This window comes from Rhizobium mulingense (assembly GCF_029194105.1).
GTDB lineage: Bacteria > Pseudomonadota > Alphaproteobacteria > Rhizobiales > Rhizobiaceae > Rhizobium > Rhizobium mulingense.
In genome coordinates, this window is the sequence record NZ_JARFVE010000006.1 from 414,454 (window position 1) to 432,784 (window position 18,331).

15 protein-coding genes and 1 pseudogene are annotated in these 18,331 nt (G+C 64.5%); 7 read left to right on the forward strand and 9 right to left on the reverse strand.

The features are described from left to right. Positions 1 to 105: 105 nt before the first annotated feature. From trpD to PYR71_RS17070, 4 genes are read left to right on the forward strand one after another with little or no spacing between them, the layout of a single operon-like run. Complete coding sequence (gene trpD, locus PYR71_RS17055) at positions 106 to 1,122, forward strand: anthranilate phosphoribosyltransferase (protein ID WP_183913781.1); 1,017 nt, start codon at positions 106 to 108, stop codon at positions 1,120 to 1,122. A gap of 9 nt (positions 1,123 to 1,131) precedes the next feature. Next, positions 1,132 to 1,944 carry an indole-3-glycerol phosphate synthase TrpC gene (trpC, locus tag PYR71_RS17060; protein WP_275620178.1) on the forward strand — a complete coding sequence of 271 codons (813 nt, stop codon included), beginning with the start codon at positions 1,132 to 1,134 and terminating at the stop codon, positions 1,942 to 1,944. A 1-nt stretch (position 1,945) separates the two neighbouring features. Continuing rightward, positions 1,946 to 2,443 carry a cyclic pyranopterin monophosphate synthase MoaC gene (moaC, locus tag PYR71_RS17065; protein ID WP_275620179.1) on the forward strand — a complete coding sequence of 166 codons (498 nt, stop codon included), beginning with the start codon at positions 1,946 to 1,948 and terminating at the stop codon, positions 2,441 to 2,443. Then, positions 2,440 to 3,663: a molybdopterin molybdotransferase MoeA gene (locus PYR71_RS17070; RefSeq protein WP_275620180.1), complete on the forward strand. Its 1,224-nt coding sequence runs from the start codon at positions 2,440 to 2,442 to the stop codon at positions 3,661 to 3,663. Before moaC ends, PYR71_RS17070 begins: the two co-directional genes overlap by 4 nt. Here PYR71_RS17070 and PYR71_RS17075 read toward each other — a convergent pair. The 5 genes from PYR71_RS17075 to PYR71_RS17095 form a co-directional block, all read right to left on the reverse strand. Next, positions 3,632 to 4,339, reverse strand: a complete 708-nt coding sequence (locus PYR71_RS17075; protein WP_275620181.1) for a class I SAM-dependent methyltransferase — start codon at positions 4,337 to 4,339, stop codon at positions 3,632 to 3,634. The genes PYR71_RS17070 and PYR71_RS17075 overlap by 32 nt on opposite strands. A gap of 127 nt (positions 4,340 to 4,466) precedes the next feature. Continuing rightward, positions 4,467 to 6,452, reverse strand: coding sequence for a DEAD/DEAH box helicase (locus PYR71_RS17080; protein ID WP_275620182.1), 1,986 nt, complete (start codon positions 6,450 to 6,452; stop codon positions 4,467 to 4,469). A gap of 98 nt (positions 6,453 to 6,550) precedes the next feature. Further along, entirely contained in the window at positions 6,551 to 8,407 is a 1,857-nt protein-coding gene (locus PYR71_RS17085) for a CHASE2 domain-containing protein (protein WP_275620183.1), read from the reverse strand. Positions 8,408 to 8,412: 5 nt separating this feature from the next. Then, positions 8,413 to 8,931 (reverse strand): FecR domain-containing protein, encoded by a 519-nt coding sequence (locus tag PYR71_RS17090; RefSeq protein WP_275620184.1) that lies wholly within the window; start codon positions 8,929 to 8,931, stop codon positions 8,413 to 8,415. A gap of 136 nt (positions 8,932 to 9,067) precedes the next feature. Next, on the reverse strand, positions 9,068 to 10,213 hold the full coding sequence (locus PYR71_RS17095; RefSeq protein WP_275620185.1) for a citrate synthase: 1,146 nt from the start codon (positions 10,211 to 10,213) through the stop codon (positions 9,068 to 9,070). Between the two features lie 83 nt (positions 10,214 to 10,296). On the opposite strand from PYR71_RS17095, the gene PYR71_RS17100 reads away from it, so the two are divergent. After that, positions 10,297 to 11,385, forward strand: a complete 1,089-nt coding sequence (locus PYR71_RS17100; RefSeq protein ID WP_275620186.1) for a citrate synthase/methylcitrate synthase — start codon at positions 10,297 to 10,299, stop codon at positions 11,383 to 11,385. 70 nt (positions 11,386 to 11,455) lie between these two features. Here the strand turns inward: PYR71_RS17100 and pyrG are convergent, their stop codons facing one another. From pyrG to PYR71_RS17120, 4 genes are all read right to left on the reverse strand, one after another. After that, positions 11,456 to 13,084, reverse strand: a complete 1,629-nt coding sequence (pyrG, locus tag PYR71_RS17105) for a CTP synthase (RefSeq protein ID WP_064685859.1) — start codon at positions 13,082 to 13,084, stop codon at positions 11,456 to 11,458. A 142-nt stretch (positions 13,085 to 13,226) separates the two neighbouring features. Continuing rightward, positions 13,227 to 13,757: a preprotein translocase subunit SecG gene (gene secG / locus PYR71_RS17110; RefSeq protein ID WP_183913762.1), complete on the reverse strand. Its 531-nt coding sequence runs from the start codon at positions 13,755 to 13,757 to the stop codon at positions 13,227 to 13,229. 138 nt (positions 13,758 to 13,895) lie between these two features. Further along, entirely contained in the window at positions 13,896 to 14,666 is a 771-nt protein-coding gene (gene tpiA, locus PYR71_RS17115) for a triose-phosphate isomerase (RefSeq protein ID WP_275620187.1), read from the reverse strand. Between the two features lie 127 nt (positions 14,667 to 14,793). Then, the gene (locus tag PYR71_RS17120) at positions 14,794 to 15,693 is read right to left on the reverse strand and encodes an alpha/beta hydrolase (protein WP_275620188.1); all 900 of its coding nucleotides are present in this window, start codon (positions 15,691 to 15,693) and stop codon (positions 14,794 to 14,796) included. Positions 15,694 to 15,901: 208 nt separating this feature from the next. Between PYR71_RS17120 and parE the strand changes: the two genes are divergently transcribed. Continuing rightward, complete coding sequence (gene parE, locus PYR71_RS17125; RefSeq protein ID WP_275620189.1) at positions 15,902 to 17,992, forward strand: DNA topoisomerase IV subunit B; 2,091 nt, start codon at positions 15,902 to 15,904, stop codon at positions 17,990 to 17,992. Positions 17,993 to 18,055: 63 nt separating this feature from the next. After that, a pseudogene (locus PYR71_RS17130) lies at positions 18,056 to 18,282 on the forward strand (esterase-like activity of phytase family protein); the annotation flags it as partial. Positions 18,283 to 18,331: the final 49 nt, after the last annotated feature.

Sequence of the window (18,331 nt, forward strand, 5' to 3'; positions counted from 1 at the left end):
GCCGGGTCGGCCTAAAATCTGAATCCTGTTCCGAATTCAACAGTTAGAGCATGATGTTCGCCGAAGGTCGCTCACACTTTTCGGCGTCATGCTCTGGGAGGTTTTATGTCCGATCTGAAACCGTTCCTGGCCAAGGCCGCAAGCCGCGAGCCGCTGACGCGTGACGAGGCGCGCGCTGCCTTCGACATCCTGATGTCGGGCCAGGCGACGCCTTCCCAGATCGGCGGCTTCCTGATGGCGCTGCGCGTGCGTGGCGAAAGCGTCGACGAGATCGTCGGCGCCGTCACCACCATGCGCTCGAAAATGCTGACCGTCGAGGCGCCGGCCGATGCCATCGACATCGTCGGTACCGGAGGCGATGCCAGCGGCACCTACAATATTTCGACGCTGGCGGCACTGATCGTCGCCGGCGCCGGTGTGCCGGTGGCAAAGCACGGCAACCGGGCGCTGAGCTCGAAATCAGGCGCGGCCGACAATCTGGCTGCACTCGGCGTCAATATCGATGTCGGTCCCGAGATCATTTCCCGCTGCATTGCGGAGGCCAGCGTCGGCTTCATGTTCGCGCAGCTTCATCATTCCGCCATGCGCCATGTCGGCCCGTCCCGCGTCGAACTCGGCACCCGCACCATCTTCAATCTTCTGGGGCCGCTCTCCAATCCGGCCGGTGTCCGCCGCCAGCTGCTGGGCGTCTTTTCGCCGCAATGGCTGGTGCCGCTGGCCGAAGTCATGCGCGATCTCGGCTCCGAATGCGTCTGGGTGGTCCATGGCGATGGTCTCGACGAGATCACCACAACCGGCATCACCAAGGTTGCCGCCCTCGAAGACGGCAAGATCCGCACCTTCGAGCTGTCGCCCGCCGACTTCGGCGTCAGCCCCTGCGTGCTCGCCGATATCAAGGGCGGCGATGGTGTCGCCAATGCTGCAGCACTTCGCGAGGTTCTTGGCGGCGCGAAAAACGCCTACCGCGATGTTTCGCTGGCCAATGCTGCCGCCTCGCTTGTCATCTCGGGCAAGGTCGACACGATCCGCGACGGCATGAAGCTTGCCGCGCATTCGCTCGATAGCGGCGCCACCGCGCTCGCTCTCGACAAACTCATCGCCGTTTCCAACGATATCGATTAGGATTGCCGGATGAGCGATATCCTGAAGAAGATCGAACTCTACAAGCGCGAGGAAATCGCCGCCGCCAAGGCGACAGTGTCGCTGGCCGACCTGAAGGCGATGCAGGCGGGGCAGTCCGCGCCGCGCGGTTTTTATCAGGCGCTCGCGGCCAAGCGTGAGGCTGGCCATTTCGGCCTGATCGCCGAGATCAAGAAGGCAAGCCCGTCCAAGGGCCTCATTCGTCCGGATTTCGATCCGCCGGCGCTGGCCAAGGCCTACGAAGCCGGCGGCGCAGCCTGCCTTTCCGTGCTCACCGATACGCCAAGCTTTGAGGGTGCACCGGAATTTTTGACGGCGGCGCGCGCTGCCTGCGCCCTGCCCGCTTTGCGCAAGGACTTCATGTTCGAGACCTATCAGGTGCATGAGGCCCGCGCCTGGGGCGCCGATTGCATTCTGCTGATCATGGCGTCTCTCACCGATGACGAGGCGGAGCGTCTGCAGGACGAAGCTTTTTCGCTCGGCATGGATGTGCTGGTCGAGGTTCACGACGCGCCGGAAATGGAACGTGCGCTGAAGCTCTCCTCGCCGCTTATCGGCATCAACAACCGCAACCTCAGGACTTTCGAAGTCAGCCTGACCGTCAGCGAGACGCTTGCCCCCATGGTTCCTGATGATCGGCTCCTCGTCGGCGAAAGCGGCATCTTCACCCATGCCGATTGCAAACGCCTGCAGGCCGCCGGCATCAATACCTTCCTGGTCGGCGAAAGCCTGATGCGCAAGGACGACGTGACGGCCGCCACCCGCGCGCTGCTCGGCGGCGAAGCGGCAATCGCGGCCGAATAAGATGAACGGCGGAAAGCCCGGCCTCACCCATATCGATGCGTCAGGCGAGGCGCAGATGGTCGATGTTTCCGACAAGGCCGAGACGGTGCGCGTCGCCACCGCGGAAGGCCATGTGAGAATGGCGCCGGAAACACTCGCGCTCATCCGCCAGGGCAATGCCGAGAAGGGCGATGTCATCGGCGCGGCCCGCCTTGCCGGCATCATGGCCGCCAAACAGACCGCCAATCTGATCCCGCTCTGCCACCCGCTGATGCTGACGAAGGTGACGGTCGAGATCGCGGCAGATGCGGCCCTGCCCGGCCTGCGCGTCACGGCAACCGCCAAGCTGACCGGCAAGACCGGCGTTGAGATGGAGGCGCTGACCGCCGTCTCCGTCGCGTGTCTGACGATCTACGACATGGCCAAGGCCGCCGACAAGGCAATGGAGATCGGCGGCATCCGGCTGCTCGAAAAATCCGGCGGCAAATCCGGCAATTTCCGTCATCCGGAGGCGAGATGAACCTGCTCCCGGTCACCGAGGCACAGAACCGCCTGCTCTCTCGGGCAAAGCCGGTCGCAGCATCGGAGACGCTGCCGCTCGCCGAAGCAGAGGACCGCGTCCTTGCCGTCGATCTCACGGCCGGCCTGACACAGCCACCCTTCAATGCATCGGCAATGGATGGCTATGCGCTGCGCCGCGAAGACGCGCCGGAGCCGGGCGCTGTGCTGAAGGTCATCGGCACCTCGGCCGCTGGCCACGGCTTCGAGGGAAGCGTCGGCCGCAGAGAAGCCGTCCGCATCTTCACCGGCGCGCCGGTTCCGCCAGGCGCCGACAGCGTCCTGCTGCAGGAGGATGCTGAGAAGATCGAAGACGGTATCCGAACCAATTTCACCGTCCGGCAGGGTCAGCATGTGCGTCCCCGCGGCCAGGATTTCGTCGAAGGCGAAGCCGTGCTGACGGCCGGAACCGTGCTCGATTTCTCGCGGTTGACGGTCGCTGCCGGCATGAACCGGCCCGACGTCGAGGTGCTCCGGCGCCCGCTGATTGCCATCCTCGCAACCGGTGATGAACTGCTGCCGCCCGGAAGCACGCCCGGCCCTTCGCAGATCATCGCGTCCAATACGTTTGGTATCGCAGCCCTCGCCCGCAAGGCCGGCGCCGATGTGCTTGACCTCGGTATCGTCCCGGACGAACAGGCGAGGATCACCGCGGCGATTGACACGGCGCGAAACGCCAAGGCCGATGTCATCGTCACGCTCGGCGGCGCTTCGGTCGGCGACCATGATCTGGTGCAGGCAACGTTGATCGAGGCCGGCATGCAGCTCGATTTCTGGCGCATTGCCATGCGTCCCGGCAAGCCCCTGATGGTCGGCAGCTTCGGCGACATCCATGTGCTCGGCCTGCCCGGCAATCCGGTCTCGAGCCTCGTCTGCTCGCTGCTCTTCCTGGAGCCGCTGATCCGCAAGCTCGCCTCCCTGCCGCAGGTGCGACGCGAGGCAATGGTGGAGGCAGCCGTCACACTGCGCGCCAATGATCACCGGCAGGACTATATCAGGGCGAAGCTTACGAAGTCTGCTTCCGGAAGCTGGTTGGCCGAACCGTTCGGCAAGCAGGATTCCTCAATGATGAAGGTATTCGCGCAAGCCGACTGCCTCATCATCCGCCCGCCGCATGCGCCGGAGCTACCGGCCGGAGCGCCCTGCCCGGTCATGCTGTTGCGGCCGGACCTTCTGGCTTAGTCGCGTCTTTAGGTATCGAGGAAAGCGAAAAGACGCCCGCCCGCACCGCCTTGGCTGCCAATCCCGCACCGAAATCCGCAACCCCATGGGTTGCGATTCGCGTGAGTTCCCCACGCGGCAGATGGGCGCGCTCGGGATCGCCGATCAACATCTCGATACCGGCGGCCTGGCAGCGCCGCAGGAAGGCCATTACCCGTAAAGCAAGTGAGGGATCGTAAAACACGTCGCCCACCACAAGGAGATCGATCTCCTCCGGCGGCGGCTCGTCGATGATATCGGCGGCGAGCGCAACGATGCTAACACCGTTAACCGCCGCGTTAAGGCCGATCGCGGCAATGGCATTGACGTCGACATCAATCGCCGTCACCGCGGCAGCTCCGGCCTTCGCCGCCGCAATGGCGACGAGCCCGGAGCCGGCGCCGAGATCGACGACGCGGCGGCCAATGACTGTTTCCGGCCGATCGAGCAGATGGCGGGCAAGCACGGCGCCGCCGGCCCAGGGATAGGCCCAATAAGGCGCCGGATCGGCTTCTTCGCGGCCAGCAATTCGCCAGAGCCCGCTCGCAGGCCCTGCCGTATGTAGCAGGATTTCGGGAACGGCCGGAACGGGTGAGATCGGCAGATTGGCCTGGATGAAGGTGGCCGGATCGGGATGCGGCCTGCCGGAGCGTTTCATCGTCGTTGTGCTCCCTGCCCCGCTCTAAATCCAGCGCATCAACAATTCTTCCGGGCGATATGCGGCGTAGCTTATCGGCCGTCAGACAAAGCCCTCCGCCGCTACGAGCGAAGGGCTGCCGGCGAAATCAGCCGGGCTTCTTCTTCGAAAACTTGTTCTTCGGCCCGGCGCCGTCCTTGCCTTCGTATTTCGGGCGTTCGGATCTGGCGCCTTCGGATTTCCCGCCTTCGAATTTCTGCTTGTCGTATCTGGGCTTGTCGGATTTCGGGCCATCGAAGCCAGGCTTACCGGGTTTCTTGCTCCAGGGCTTGCTGTCCCGCTTCTCCCCGCCGGTATTCTCGGCCGCGGCATAGCCGCCGCCCGAACCCTTGCCGAACTTCTTCTTCGGCCGCTCGTCGCGGAAGTTATCGCCCGGCCGGTCGTCACGCGAAGCCTTGCCGGCATAGGGCTTCTGTGCCGGCGCACGGCTGAAATCCGGCGTGCCGGAAAGCCTGGTCACGCGGATGCCGCGCTCGAGCGTCTTGTTCGGTCCGAGCGCCTCCTGGAAGCTGTCGGCGCTTGCTACGGCTATCTCGACATAGGTTTCCTCGGGCTGCATCTTGATCGCGCCGATCTCGCGCTTCGTGACATTGCCGTTGCGGCAAAGCATCGGGATCAGCCAGCGCGGCTCGGCATTCTGCTTGCGCCCGACCGAGACGGAGAACCAGACGCTGGCGCCGAAATCCTCGCGAGGTCCCTTCTGCGCCGGCTCGTAAGACTCGGCATTGTCGCGGCGCTTGCGGCTGCGCTCATCCTGCACGGTGATCTCGATCAAATCCTCCGGCGCCGAATGATTGGTGCGGTAGAGACGCACGAAGGCGGCGGCGAGCTTTTCGGCGCCGTGGCTGGAGAGAAGCTGCTGCACCAGCCCCTGTTCTTCCTCCTGCGGCGCTTCGCTGAAGATCGGATCGGCGAGCAGCCGCTCGTCGTCGCGCTCGTTCACCTCCTCGGCCGACGGCGGCCGCGCCCAGGCGGCCGAAATGCCGGCATTCTCGAGAAGGCGTTCGGCCTTGCGCCGTGCATTCAGCGGCACGATCATGGCGCTGATGCCTTTGCGCCCGGCTCGGCCAGTGCGGCCGCTGCGGTGCAGCAGCGTGTCCGGATTGGTCGGCAGGTCGGCATGGATGACGAGATCGAGACCTGGCAGGTCGATGCCGCGAGCGGCGACGTCGGTCGCGATGCAGACGCGGGCGCGCCCGTCGCGCATCGCCTGCAGCGCATGGGTGCGTTCGTTCTGTGTCAGCTCGCCGGAAAGCGCTACGACGGAGAAATTGCGGTTGTTGAAGCGGGCGGTCAGATGATTGACCGCGGCGCGCGTCGAGCAGAAGACAATGGCGTTGGTCGCCTCGTAATAACGCAGCACGTTGATGATCGCATTCTCGCGGTCACTGGGGGCCACCATCAGCGCGCGATATTCGATATCGACATGCTGCTTTGTCTCAGCCGCGGTGCTGATGCGCACGGCGTTGCGCTGATAGCTTTTGGCAAGCTTGGCGATCGCCGCCGGCACCGTTGCCGAAAACATCAGCGTCCGGCGCTCGTCCGGCGCCGAATCGAGAATGAATTCCAGATCTTCGCGGAAGCCGAGATCGAGCATTTCGTCAGCCTCGTCGAGTACGGCGGCCTTCAGTTCCGACATGTTGAGCGCCCTGCGACGGATATGGTCGCAAAGACGGCCGGGCGTGCCGACGACGATATGGGCGCCGCGTTCGAGCGACCGGCGCTCGCTGCGGATGTCCATGCCTCCGACGCAGCTGGCGATCACCGCGCCGGTCATCTCATAGAGCCATTCGAGCTCACGCTTCACCTGCAGCGCAAGTTCGCGCGTCGGGGCGATGACAAGCGCAAGCGGCGCGCCGGCGTTGCCGAAGCGCTCCCCGCCCTCGAGCAGCGTCGGCGCCAGCGCCAGGCCGAAGGCGACAGTCTTGCCGGAACCGGTCTGGGCGGAAACCAGAGCGTCGGACGCGGCAAGATCAGGATCGAGCATCGACTTCTGCACCGGGGTGAGTTCGGCGTAACCGCGCTTCTGCAACGCCTTGGCGATCGCCGGAACGACGCCGTTGAATTCTGTCATGAGTTCGATCTTTCGGAGCTGTCAGGCGCGAAATGCGCCATGGCCGGAGCCAGCCGGCGGGATATTTGCGCCGTTCCTAGCCGCTCCCGCAGCGATTGTCAAAGCGTGCGGCTGCGCCACAGCCAGGCGTCGATATGGCTTGCCCGGCCGCGTAGCTCCGTTTCCAACGGCCCCTCCATCCGGCCGGCCTGCGGTAGCGCGCTGTCGGGGCCCGCGGCACGCACGATTTCGTCGCTCAGCGCCAGCTCGACGCCGTTATGGGCGGCGACCTCCATCAGCCGGGCGCCAACATTCACCGTGTCGCCTGCCGCCGTGATCTGCTGCCGGTCGCCGGTGCCGAGCCGCGAGGCGACGATCGGCCCGCAATGGGCGCCGACCTTGAAGCCGATCTTCTTCTCGGCAAAGCCCGCATGCGCGCCAAGCCAGGTCCGTGTACGCTCGCAAAGGCTGACCGCGCAAGAGACGGCGCGGGCAGCATCGTCATCGGCCGGCTCCGGAAGGCCGAACAGGATCATTGCCCCGTCGCCCATGAAGCTGGTGATGGCGCCGCCGTGAGACCTGGCCTCGTCGTCGATGATTTCGAAGAAACCGCTCAGCACTTCGCTGACCTTGACCGGTCCGAGCTTTTCGCTGAGACCCGTGAAACCCGAGAGATCGATGAAGATAACGGCAGCGTTCTGGCGTACCGGCGCGGCGAGGAAATTCGGATCACGCGCCAGCCATTCGCCAAGGCCGGGAGCCTCGATGCGCTGCAGGAGGGCGCTCTGCTCGGCGAAATGGCGAGCGCGGCCGCGGTCGCGCCAGAGTTCAGCCGCACCGAGCAGCAGCGCCGGCGGCAGCGCCGCGGCGATCGGCAGCGCCGCACTCAGCCAAAAGCCATTGGCAAAGGCCGACAGATTGAGCATGGCCCAGACCACCAGCACCAGTACCGTGATGAGGTAGCCCGCCGCACTCCGCCGCCAAGCCATCAGCGAAACGAGCAGGAGCGCCAAGCCGATGGCAATGCCGGCATCGATCAGCCTCATCCTGCGGTCGCGCACCATGCCGTCGCCGGTGACGAGATGGATGATTGCCGTCGACATCACCTCCACGCCGGGCATGACAGGATCGAACGGCGTCGGGAAAACGTCGCCGCCGCCGGTGACCGTCGAACCGATGACGACGATGCGGCCTGCCACCGCCGCTGCCGGCAGCTTGCCGTCCAGCGCATCGGCGGCGCTGAAGGTGGCGATGCTGCCGCGCCCGCCATAGAAGGTCAGCGGCAGGCGTTGACCGATATCCGTTGGAATACGCAGCGCTCCGAGCATGACGGCATCGCGTTCGATACTGGGATCGGCGCCGAGCGCCAACGATGCGGCACGCAACGGAAAAGCCGGATCCAGCCGGTCGGCGCTGCGCGAAATCAGCGGAATGAAACGCGGCGTGCCGGTCTGATCGGTTGCGACATTGACGATGCCGACCGCCGCCGCCTCGGCAAAACGCGGGAGCGGCAACAGAAGCTGGTTTGCCTCGGGGATGGCGGCCAACGGATCCTCGGCGGAATCGGTGACCTGCTGCCTGCTTTGCGCAAAGGTGGCCGCCCCCGCGATGACGGTTGGCCCCTGGCGCAAGGCGGCGGTCAGCGCCGCATCACCCTCCTCCGGCCCGGGATCGACGAGCAGAATGTCGAGCGCCAGGGCTTTCGGCTTGCCCGCATTGATCGCGCCAACAAGACGGGCAAGCGTGGCGCGGTCGAGCGGATAGCCGTGGGCGGCGGCGGTGCGGTCATCGATCGCGACGATCGACACGACAGGAGGCGGCTCTCTTGCCCCGACGGCGAGGCTGCGGACATCCGCAAGCGTGGCCTCCATCCGGTCGAGAAGGCCGACCTCTCCGTTGAGATTGAGATAACCGAGCGCCGCGCCCCAAACACCGGCGAACAGCAGCGCGATCACGGTCAGCAGACGATGGCTCATGAGAGTTACTGGCCGAGGCGGGCAAGAAGGGCAGCGACGCGCGGCGCCGGCCAGCGGCGCACGACAAGAGGTTCGGTTGAGCTGGTTACATCGACGCCCTCGCCTGGCGACAGCACCACCGGCTCGCCGGCCGGCCGACGGACGGCAACGCTGCCCCTGACGACCAGCACCGAGGTCTTGCCGCCTGCGACGTCGACAGCCCATTGCGTGCCGCGCACGGCAGCAATCGCCTGCGGCGTCACCACCTGGAAGCCACCTGTGTGCTGACTGCTGTCGACATCGACGAGAATGGCCTTGCGCCGTAGCGACGCCGAATCGGGACTGCCGTCACCGTTGCGGTCGGTAAGGCGGAAAGACGCGCCGGCCTCTGCCGTCACCTTGACGCCGCCGGGGCAGCTCAGCACCTGACGGTCGCCGGCGTCACGCGATATCGCGCAGCCCGCAGACTGCGCGAAGGCCACCTCATGCGGAATGAGGCCGGCAGCCAGCGCGGCGACAAACAGGTTGCGAAGCGTCGTATGCATGGAAAGCCCCCGTGACCGCGCGGAACAGCTTTTGCGAAAGCGCCCGCCAACTGTCTTCTTCCATATCGGCCATGATAGCCGAATTCCAATATTTCCGTAGGCGAAAAAGTAGACCGGTGAGACCACCGCTGAATTCTCAGGAACCGCTTCTCATCTGCGGCGCCGGCCCGGCATAACGCGCGCGCGGCCGGATCAATTCTCCGCTCTCTATCTGCTCCATCGCATGCGCCAGCCAGCCGGTGGAACGGGCAAGCGAAAAAATGATGATCGGCGCCTCTCGAGGCAGACCGAAGGCGGCCGCCATGGCAGCAAGCGCGAAATCGACATTGACCTTCTCGCCGACCATCTCCTCGCCGGTTTCCCGAAGCGCAGCAAATTGCGGCGGCAGGGAAAAATGCGAAAGCAGCGCCAAAGCCCTGATATCGCCATCGGGATAGAGCGGATGGCCGAAGGCCGAGAGGTGATTGCCTTGGACAAGCGAACGGCAGATCGCCTGTTCTGGCCCAAGCGCTGAAGATGAATCAATCAAGGCGTCGACGCCTTGCCAGGCGGCGCCGTGCAGCGGTCCCGTCAGCGTCGCCAGACCGGAAAGCACCGCGGCCGATAATGCGGCACCCGCCGAGGCGGTGACCCGCGCCGCAAAGGCCGAGGCGTTGAGTTCGTGATCGGCAAGCAGCACCAGCGCCCGGCGCAGGCAATCGGCGGCATCCGGCCGTTCCCAGCTTGCCGCCAGCCGCAGGTGCAGTGGCTGGTCCGAAGGTCCCGGCGCCAGCGCATCGGCGATGGTCGAGAGAACGCTGTGTGCCTCGCGCCGCAGCGCGGCTTGCGATCGGCCGAGCGATGGCAGATCCGCCGTTACCCGTCCGGCCAGCGCCAGGAACGCAGCCTGAAGCGACGGCGGGGCATTTCCAGTTGCTGTGCCCGAGAACAGCGTTTCCGCGCCGTTCCAGAGCAGTGCCGCCGTCTGCTCAGGCGTCGCCGCCTCGGCGAAGTCGGCGGCATCCCGCCCACGATAGAAAAGCCGTCCTGCGATGATGGTGGAGATCGCCGAGGAGAGAACCGGGTCGCCCCAGCGGATCGACTCGGCAGCTACCGTTTCGGCCTTGCGGCGGCCGGCATGGCGTTCGGCCAGCCGCTGCACATCGGCAGCCTGGTAGAGGCTGCGGCGCGGGTCGGCGGGATCGGGTTTGGCGCGGATGCGCCCGCGGCTAACATTGGCGTAAAGGGTCTGCGGTTTGGTCTTCAGCGCCTGCAACGCCTCCTCGGCGGTCAGCCATGGCATCGGAGCCTCATATTGATCATTTGCATCAAGATTGACGTCAATGAGACTAGGTCGGATCATCCTTGTCGTAAAGGAGAAACAATATGAAAAACGGCTTGGAAGACGTCATCGCCGCCGAAACGCAGCTCTCGGATGTCGATGGCGAAGCGGGGCGCCTGATCATCCGCGGCGTATCGCTGGATCATCTCGTCGCGGACGGGACCTATGAGGGCGTTGCCGCCCTGTTGCTGGATGGCTTGATGGAGCGGAGCTTCGATGAAGCGGAATTGCGCGGCTGGCTGGCGAAAGCGCGAACGAAGGTCTTCGTCCATATTGAGGCCGCCGACGACGCCTTGCTCGCACTACCGCCGGTTGATGCGATGCGGGCGCTATTCGCCCGGCTGCCCGACGGCGAGGATTTGGATATCGCGCTCGGCCTTCTGGCAGCGCCTGCAGTCTTCCTGCCCGCGGTTCTCAGGCTGCAGCGCGGCCAAAAGCCGATCGCGCCCGACGCAGCACTGCCGCAGGCGGCCGATATCCTGCGCATGCTGACTGGCAAATTGCCGAGCAAGGAGCAAGTGTCAGCGCTCGATACCTATCTCGTCACGATCTCAGACCACGGCCTTAACGCCTCGACCTTCGCATCGCGGGTCATCGCCTCGACCCAGGCCGGCCTCACCTCTTCCGTGCTGGCGGCGCTGAGCGCGCTGAAGGGGCCGCTGCATGGCGGCGCGCCCGGGCCTGTCCTCGACATGCTGGATGCCGTGGGAACGGCGGAGAATGCCGGCCGTTGGCTCGGCGACGCGCTCGATCGCGGCGAAAGGCTGATGGGCTTCGGCCACCGCATCTATCGTGTGCGCGATCCGCGCGCCGATGCGCTGAAAGGCGCGCTGAAGCCGCTGCTCGCGTCGGGACAGGTGGACAGCGCCCGTGGTGCGCTGGCGGAAGCCGTGGAGGCCGCCGCGTTGGCGATCCTGAAGGCGCGCAAGCCTGACCGGCCGCTCGACGTCAATGTCGAATTCTATACCGCGCTGCTGCTCGAAGCGCTCGGCTTCCCGCGGCAAGCCTTCACCGGCGTCTTCGCAACCGGCCGCACGGTTGGTTGGCTGGCGCATGCGCGCGAACAAGCCCTCGACGGCCGGCTGATTCGCCCGCGTTCGGTCTATATCGGGCCGTTGCCGGCGGCTGCATGAAGGCTGATCCGGCAGGATATCCGGATCCAATCCAGATCGCGCGTAATCGCGCGATCTGGTGCCGCACTCGTCAGACGAGCCGGCTCTGCTCCGTTGCTGCTTCGATGAAGCTGGCAAACAGCGGATGCGGGTCGAGCGGGCGGCTCTTCAGTTCGGGGTGATACTGCACGCCGATGAACCAGGGGTGATCGGGATATTCGATCGTCTCCGGCAGAACGCCGTCCGGCGACATGCCGGAGAAAACGAGGCCGCAGCTCTCAAGCCGGTCCTTGTAGTCGACATTGACCTCATAGCGGTGGCGATGACGCTCGGAAATGTCGGTCGAACCGTAGATTTCCGAGATCTTCGTGCCCTTCTTCAAGGCCGCCTTGTAAGCGCCGAGGCGCATCGTGCCGCCGAGATCGCCGGCCGCGGTGCGCTTCTGCAGCTCGTTGCCCTTGACCCATTCGGTCATCAGGCCGACCACCGGTTCCTTCGTCGGGCCGAATTCGGTCGACGAAGCCGCCGGCACATCGGCGAGATTGCGCGCCGCCTCGATGACGGCCATCTGCATGCCGAAACAGATGCCGAAATACGGCACCTTGCGCTCACGGGCAAAGCGGGCCGCATGGATCTTGCCTTCGGAGCCGCGCTCGCCGAAGCCGCCGGGCACGAGGATTCCATGCACCTTTTCCAGATAGGGTGCGGGATCTTCCTTCTCGAAGACCTCGGACTCGATCCATTCGAGCTTGACCTTGACGCGATTGGCGATTCCGCCGTGGTGCAGCGCCTCGATCAGCGATTTATAGGCATCCTTGAGGCCGGTATATTTGCCGACGATCGCGATCGTCACTTCGCCTTCCGGCGTCCGGATGCGATTGCAGACCTCTTCCCACTGGTCAAGGCGCGGCTTCGGCGCCGGCTCGATGCCGAAGGCGGCGAGCACTTCGTCGTCGAGGCCTTCCTTGTGGTAGGCCATCGGGACGTCGTAGATATTGGCGACATCGAGCGCCTGGATGACGGCGGACGGGCGAACATTACAGAACAGCGAGAGCTTGCGGCGCTCGGCTTCCGGGATTTCGCGATCGGCGCGCACCAGCAGGATATCGGGATGAATGCCGAGCGCCTGCAGTTCCTTGACTGAATGCTGCGTCGGCTTGGTCTTCAGCTCGCCGGCCGCCGGGATGTAAGGCATCAACGTCAGATGGACGTAGACGGCGGTGCCGCGCGGCAGGTCGTTGCCGAGCTGGCGGATCGCCTCCATGAAGGGCATTGCTTCGATGTCGCCGACCGTGCCGCCGATCTCGCAGATGACGAAGTCGTAGTCCTTATTGCCCTCGGTGACGAAATCCTTGATCTCGTTGGTGACGTGCGGAATGACCTGCACCGTCGCGCCGAGATAGTCGCCGCGGCGTTCCTTGTCGATGATGTTCTTATAGATGCGGCCAGTGGTGATGTTGTCGGTCTTGGTCGCCGAACGCCCGGTGAAGCGCTCGTAGTGGCCGAGATCGAGATCGGTTTCCGCGCCGTCGTCGGTGACGAAGACCTCGCCGTGCTGGGTCGGGCTCATCGTGCCCGGGTCCACGTTCAGATAGGGATCGAGCTTGCGAAGCCGGACCCGATAACCACGAGCCTGCAGCAAGGCTCCGAGAGCCGCGGCCGCGATTCCTTTTCCGAGGGAGGAAACCACGCCGCCAGTGATGAATACGTATCGCGCCATGGGATTCACCGGATACCTTTTCAAAAACGATTCCACCAGCCCAAAAATTCTTTTCCGGAACTTTCGAAGCCTGACGCGGGAATCTGAACAAAAGAAAACCGGCAGACCCGAGGGCCTGCCGGCGGTTTATGTCGAGGACCGGTTACTGTCCCGTCGGGACGCCGGAGGGCTGAGCCGGCGCCGGCGCGGCCGGAGCTGCGGGCGTTGCCGGGGCAGTCGTTGCCGGAGCGGTTGCTGCCGGCGCATCCGTTGAAGGCGCGCTGGCCGCCGGCGCCTGGGCTGCCGGAGCTTGCGCGGCCGGAGCCTGCGGAGCGGGCGCGGCGGCGCCGCTGCTCGGAACGCCGTTGCCCGCCGGCTGGTTGGCCGGAGCCTGTGCGCCGCCGAGCGAATCGAGAATGCCGTTGCCCTGGCCGCTCGTGGCCGGAATGCGGTTGAGGATGTCGCTTGGACGGCCCTCATAACGCGTCAGTATGCCGAGGCCGAGCGACGTCAGGAAGAACAGCGTGGCAAGGATCGCGGTCGTACGCGTCAGAGCATTGGCCGTGCCGCGGGCCGACATGAAGCCCGAACCGCCGCCGATGCCGAGGCCGCCCCCTTCCGAGCGCTGGATGAGCACGACGCCGACGAGGGCGAGCACGATCATGAGATGGATGACAATCAATACTGTCTGCATGGGTCCAGTCCTGCCCGCCGGAAGACGGACATAATTGAAAATTCTGGCGGCTCTTTACATGAGGCGTTCATCTATTCCAAGCCCTTCGGCCGAGAATACGTCGCGGATTGAACGAATAACCCGGGAATAAACAACGCCTCAGGCGAGCAGCCCCTCGTAGGCCCCGTAGATGGCGAGGAAGTCGGCGGCTTTCAAGCTCGCCCCCCCGATCAGCGCGCCGTCGACATTGGCAATGCCCATCAGCTCGCCGGCATTGGCCGGCTTGACCGAGCCGCCATAGAGAAGGCGCATCTTGCGGCCTTGGTCGCCGAAGCGCGCCGCCATTTCGGCGCGCATGAAGGCATGCGCCTTTTCCACGTCGCCCGATGTCGGCGTAACACCGGTACCGATCGCCCAGATCGGCTCATAGGCGATGACCGTATTTTCGGCGGTTGCGCCATCAGGAACGGAAGCCGAAAGCTGGCGCTTGATGATGTCGAGCGCCTGACCGGCGCGGCGTTCATCCGCCGTCTCGCCGATGCAGATGATCGCCGTCAGCCCCGCGGCAAAGGCGGCCTCCGCCTTGGCGCGCACCAGATGGTCCGTTTCGGCGTGGTCGGTACGGCGTTCGGAATGGCCGACGATCACATAGGTGCCGAAACTGTCGGCGATCATTTCGGCCGAGAGGTCGCCGGTGTGCGCCCCAGAGGCCTTCTGATGGCAGTCCTGCGCGCCGATCGAAAGCGGGCTGTCGGTGCAAAGCGCGGTCGCCACATAGAGCAGCGTCGCAGGCGGGCAGATCAGCGCCTCGACCTTATCGGCGAGCGGCGGGCGAACACCCTCGGCGATCGCCTTGATCTGATCCAAGGAGGCACGGGTGCCGTTCATTTTCCAATTTCCCGCCACGAGCGGGCGCACGTCAGGTGTCATGCCGGCCTTCCCAAAATCTGCTTATGCCTGCGGCCATATCAAAAGCTTGCGGCAAAGAAAAGCATCATGCCCTTGACGTAAGGGGAATCTCGGCCATTCTCGGGCAAATTTTCCCGAAAATCCGCTGCTAAGCCGCAAGAATCCAGTTCAACACCCTGCGCCAGTCGATCATTCGGATCGGCGTTCCGTGATTGCCGGTCTGAAACAGCGTGAAGCGCGTCGGATATTTTGCCTTGTGCAGTCTTTCGAACAGCGCCTGCTGGTCGCTGGCGGCATAGACCGGATCGCGGCTGCCATGCGCGAACCAGAGCGGCAGCTTCGCCCTGTAGAAGGCGCTTCTGGTGAAATCGGGATCGGTAACCCCGCTCATGATCAGCATGCCCTTCAGCCGCTGGACACTGGCCTCGTCGCGGGCAATGCCCCAGCAGACCTGGCTGCCCATCGAGGCGCAGGAGAGGATCACCGCCCGGCCCGGCGATTGGGCGCTGGCATAGCGGATGAGACCGGCGATGGCGGCAGCGCCGTTGCTGTCGAAGCTCTTGACCGTCGGCGAATAGTAGACACCACCATTGCCGGCAGCCAGGTTCTTCAGCCGGTTGAAATTGCCGCCGAAGCTGTAGTCGTTGGCCCCGAGTCGGCGGTCGCCGTCGCGGCCGTGGATGAAGATCACCGTGAAAGCGGCATTTTGCGCCGGTCCCACCCTGGTGACATCGAGGCTGACGCCATCGAGGGAGAGCGTTTCGTCGACTTGCGCCTTGCGGATGCCGAGCGCCACATATTTCTGCTGCACCCGCTTTTGCGGGATCTGGTCGCGGCCGTTGATATCGCGCATTTCGTCGTAGTCGATGACCTCGAAAGCGCCGTCGTCGCCTGTCTGCAGGACGGTCTGCTTCGAGAACAGTTCGTCCTTGAAGGGCGCCAGCGCTCCAGCCGCCCGCGCCGGCCCGCCTGATGACAGCGTGACCGCAGACAGGAAAAACGCCGCAATTGCTGATATAACAGTGCAATCACTTGTGGACATTCGCATGCAGATGGTTTCCTGAAGCCTGCCGCCGCTTGCCATTCCGCGCCCGGCAACGCAAATCATGTGTCAGACTCCGCCAGAATTGGCGGTGTCGCGTATAGAGGTGCTTTCTGGCAGAATCTGCCTGATTCGCAAATGTGACATGAAATGCGGTGATTTTGGGTCGGCGGCGGATGCAAGCCCAAGACAGGATGAAGATCTGAACGGCTCCATGGACGACAGCAACGACCTTTTCTCCGGACTGCCCCTTTCTGAAAAACGCGAGGAGGCACAGAAGCCCGTGGCGCCGGCCGAGCGGCCAGCGGCCGCAGCGCCCATTGCCGCGACGCCGCCCTCCGCCTCTGTGCGCCCGGCGCCCGCCGGATCGAATTCGGATGAATACGGCGCCTCGTCGATCCGCGTCCTCGAGGGTCTCGAGCCGGTGCGCATGCGCCCGGGCATGTATATCGGCGGCACCGACGAAAAGGCGCTGCATCACCTCTTTGCCGAAGTCATCGACAATGCGATGGACGAGGCAGTCGCCGGACACGCCAATTTCATCGAAGTGCATCTCGATCTGCAGGGGTATCTCACAGTCACCGACAACGGCCGCGGCATCCCGGTCGAGAACCATCCGCAGGTTCCGGGCAAATCGACGCTCGAAGTCATCATGACCAAGCTGCATGCCGGCGGCAAATTCGACGGCAAGGCCTATGAGACATCGGGCGGCCTGCACGGCGTCGGCGTCTCGGTCGTCAACGCGCTGTCCGACTTCCTCGAGGTCGAGGTGGCGCGCAACCGCAAGCTCTACCGCCAGCGCTTCTCCCGCGGTCTGCCGCAGGGCGGGCTCGAGGAATTGGGCGACGTTCACAATCGCCGCGGCACCCGCGTGCGCTTCCATCCAGACGCCCAGATCTTCGGCGAGCATATGAAGTTCGACGCCGCGCGCGTCTTTCGCATGGCTCGCTCCAAGGCTTACCTCTTCGGTGGCGTCGAGATCCGCTGGAGCTGCGAGCCCGGCGTTCTTCCGGAAGGGTCCGAAGTGCCTGATAAGGCCACCTTCCATTTCCCCGGCGGCCTCAAGGATTATCTCCAGGCGACGATGGGCAAGGAGTTTACCGTCACCCGCGAGATCTTCGCCGGCAAGACGGAGAAGGCCAGCGGCCACGGCTCGATGGAATGGGCGATCACTTGGTATGGCGGCGATCCGCAGGTGCATTCCTATTGCAACACCATCCCGACGCCCGAGGGCGGCACGCACGAGGCGGGACTGCGCATCGCGCTGACCAAGGGCCTGAAGGCCTATGCCGAGCTGACGCAGAACAAGCGCGCCGCGCAGATCACCACTGACGACGTGATGATCTCGGCCGTCGGCATGCTATCGGTCTTCATCCGCGAGCCGGAATTCGTCGGCCAGACCAAGGACAAGCTGGCGACCGTCGAAGCCCAGCGCATCGTCGAGAACGCGCTGCGCGACCCGTTCGACCACTATCTCGCCGACAATCCGAACGAGGCGGCCAAGCTGCTCGACTGGGTGATCGAGCGCGCCGAGGAGCGCCTGCGCCGCCGCAAGGAAAAGGAAGTCAACCGCAAGACGGCGGTGCGCAAGCTGCGCCTGCCCGGCAAGCTCGCCGACTGCTCGCAGAATACCGCCGAAGGCGCCGAGCTCTTCATCGTCGAGGGTGATTCGGCAGGCGGTTCGGCCAAGCAGGCGCGCAACCGCGCCAACCAGGCGATCCTGCCGCTGCGCGGCAAGATCCTCAATGTCGCCAGCGCCGGCCGCGAGAAATTCGGCGCCAACCAGCAGCTCGCCGATCTCATCCAGGCGCTCGGCTGCGGCACCCGCGCGAAGTATCGCGAGGAAGACCTGCGCTACGAGCGCATCATCGTCATGACTGATGCCGACGTCGATGGCGCTCATATTGCTTCGCTGCTCATCACCTTCTTCTATCAGGAGATGCCGGAGCTGGTGCGTGGCGGTCACCTCTTCCTTGCCGTGCCGCCGCTCTATAAGATCACGCAAGGAGCGAAATCCGCCTATGCCCGCGATGACAATCATCGCGCCGAACTGATGCAGACGGAATTCAAGGGCAAGGCCAAGGTCGAAATCAGCCGCTTCAAAGGCCTCGGCGAGATGATGCCTGCCCAGCTCAAGGAAACCACTATGGACCCGTCCAAGCGCACCCTGCTCCGGGTGCTGATCGACGAGGTGGATTTCGAAGGCACCCGCAGCGCCGTCGACGATCTGATGGGCACCAAGCCGGAGGCCCGCTTCCGCTTCATCCAGGAGCGCGCCGCCTTCGCTGAAAACCTGGATATTTAAGCAGGCCTGAGACGCGCCGAACGGTTCGACAGAGACCATCGGCGCGCGACGTTTTGGCATTTCGCCATCGCCTCGCTCGCCAGGAACGACCAGCGCGTCGTCTCGGCCCGCAAGAGCCAGGTGCTCGATCTGAGAGCAATCGGCCTCGTTCCCGACAATATCGAGGCCATGTCGCTCACAAGGCCAAAGGATGGACCGACGTCCTCATTCGCGGCTCGAACAATAATTTCTCGGGCGCGCAGAAGACGCAGTTCTACGCCTTCAAGATTTTGCGTCGTCCGCAACGGTAAGACATCAGCTCTGATGGCTGAATAGCGACGCTTTGTAGACGCTTTCACG

Bases quoted from the DNA above. Each gene is read 5' to 3' on its own strand.
- trpD (WP_183913781.1), top strand. From the start codon at position 106: ATGTCCGATCTGAAACCGTTCCTGGCCAAGGCCGCAAGCCGCGAGCCG.
- trpC (WP_275620178.1), top strand. From the start codon at position 1,132: ATGAGCGATATCCTGAAGAAGATCGAACTCTACAAGCGCGAGGAAATC.
- moaC (WP_275620179.1), top strand. From the start codon at position 1,946: ATGAACGGCGGAAAGCCCGGCCTCACCCATATCGATGCGTCAGGCGAG.
- PYR71_RS17070 (WP_275620180.1), top strand. From the start codon at position 2,440: ATGAACCTGCTCCCGGTCACCGAGGCACAGAACCGCCTGCTCTCTCGG.
- PYR71_RS17075 (WP_275620181.1), bottom strand. From the start codon at position 4,339: ATGAAACGCTCCGGCAGGCCGCATCCCGATCCGGCCACCTTCATCCAG.
- PYR71_RS17080 (WP_275620182.1), bottom strand. From the start codon at position 6,452: ATGACAGAATTCAACGGCGTCGTTCCGGCGATCGCCAAGGCGTTGCAG.
- PYR71_RS17085 (WP_275620183.1), bottom strand. From the start codon at position 8,407: ATGAGCCATCGTCTGCTGACCGTGATCGCGCTGCTGTTCGCCGGTGTT.
- PYR71_RS17090 (WP_275620184.1), bottom strand. From the start codon at position 8,931: ATGCATACGACGCTTCGCAACCTGTTTGTCGCCGCGCTGGCTGCCGGC.
- PYR71_RS17095 (WP_275620185.1), bottom strand. From the start codon at position 10,213: ATGCCATGGCTGACCGCCGAGGAGGCGTTGCAGGCGCTGAAGACCAAA.
- PYR71_RS17100 (WP_275620186.1), top strand. From the start codon at position 10,297: ATGAAAAACGGCTTGGAAGACGTCATCGCCGCCGAAACGCAGCTCTCG.
- pyrG (WP_064685859.1), bottom strand. From the start codon at position 13,084: ATGGCGCGATACGTATTCATCACTGGCGGCGTGGTTTCCTCCCTCGGA.
- secG (WP_183913762.1), bottom strand. From the start codon at position 13,757: ATGCAGACAGTATTGATTGTCATCCATCTCATGATCGTGCTCGCCCTC.
- tpiA (WP_275620187.1), bottom strand. From the start codon at position 14,666: ATGACACCTGACGTGCGCCCGCTCGTGGCGGGAAATTGGAAAATGAAC.
- PYR71_RS17120 (WP_275620188.1), bottom strand. From the start codon at position 15,693: ATGCGAATGTCCACAAGTGATTGCACTGTTATATCAGCAATTGCGGCG.
- parE (WP_275620189.1), top strand. From the start codon at position 15,902: ATGGACGACAGCAACGACCTTTTCTCCGGACTGCCCCTTTCTGAAAAA.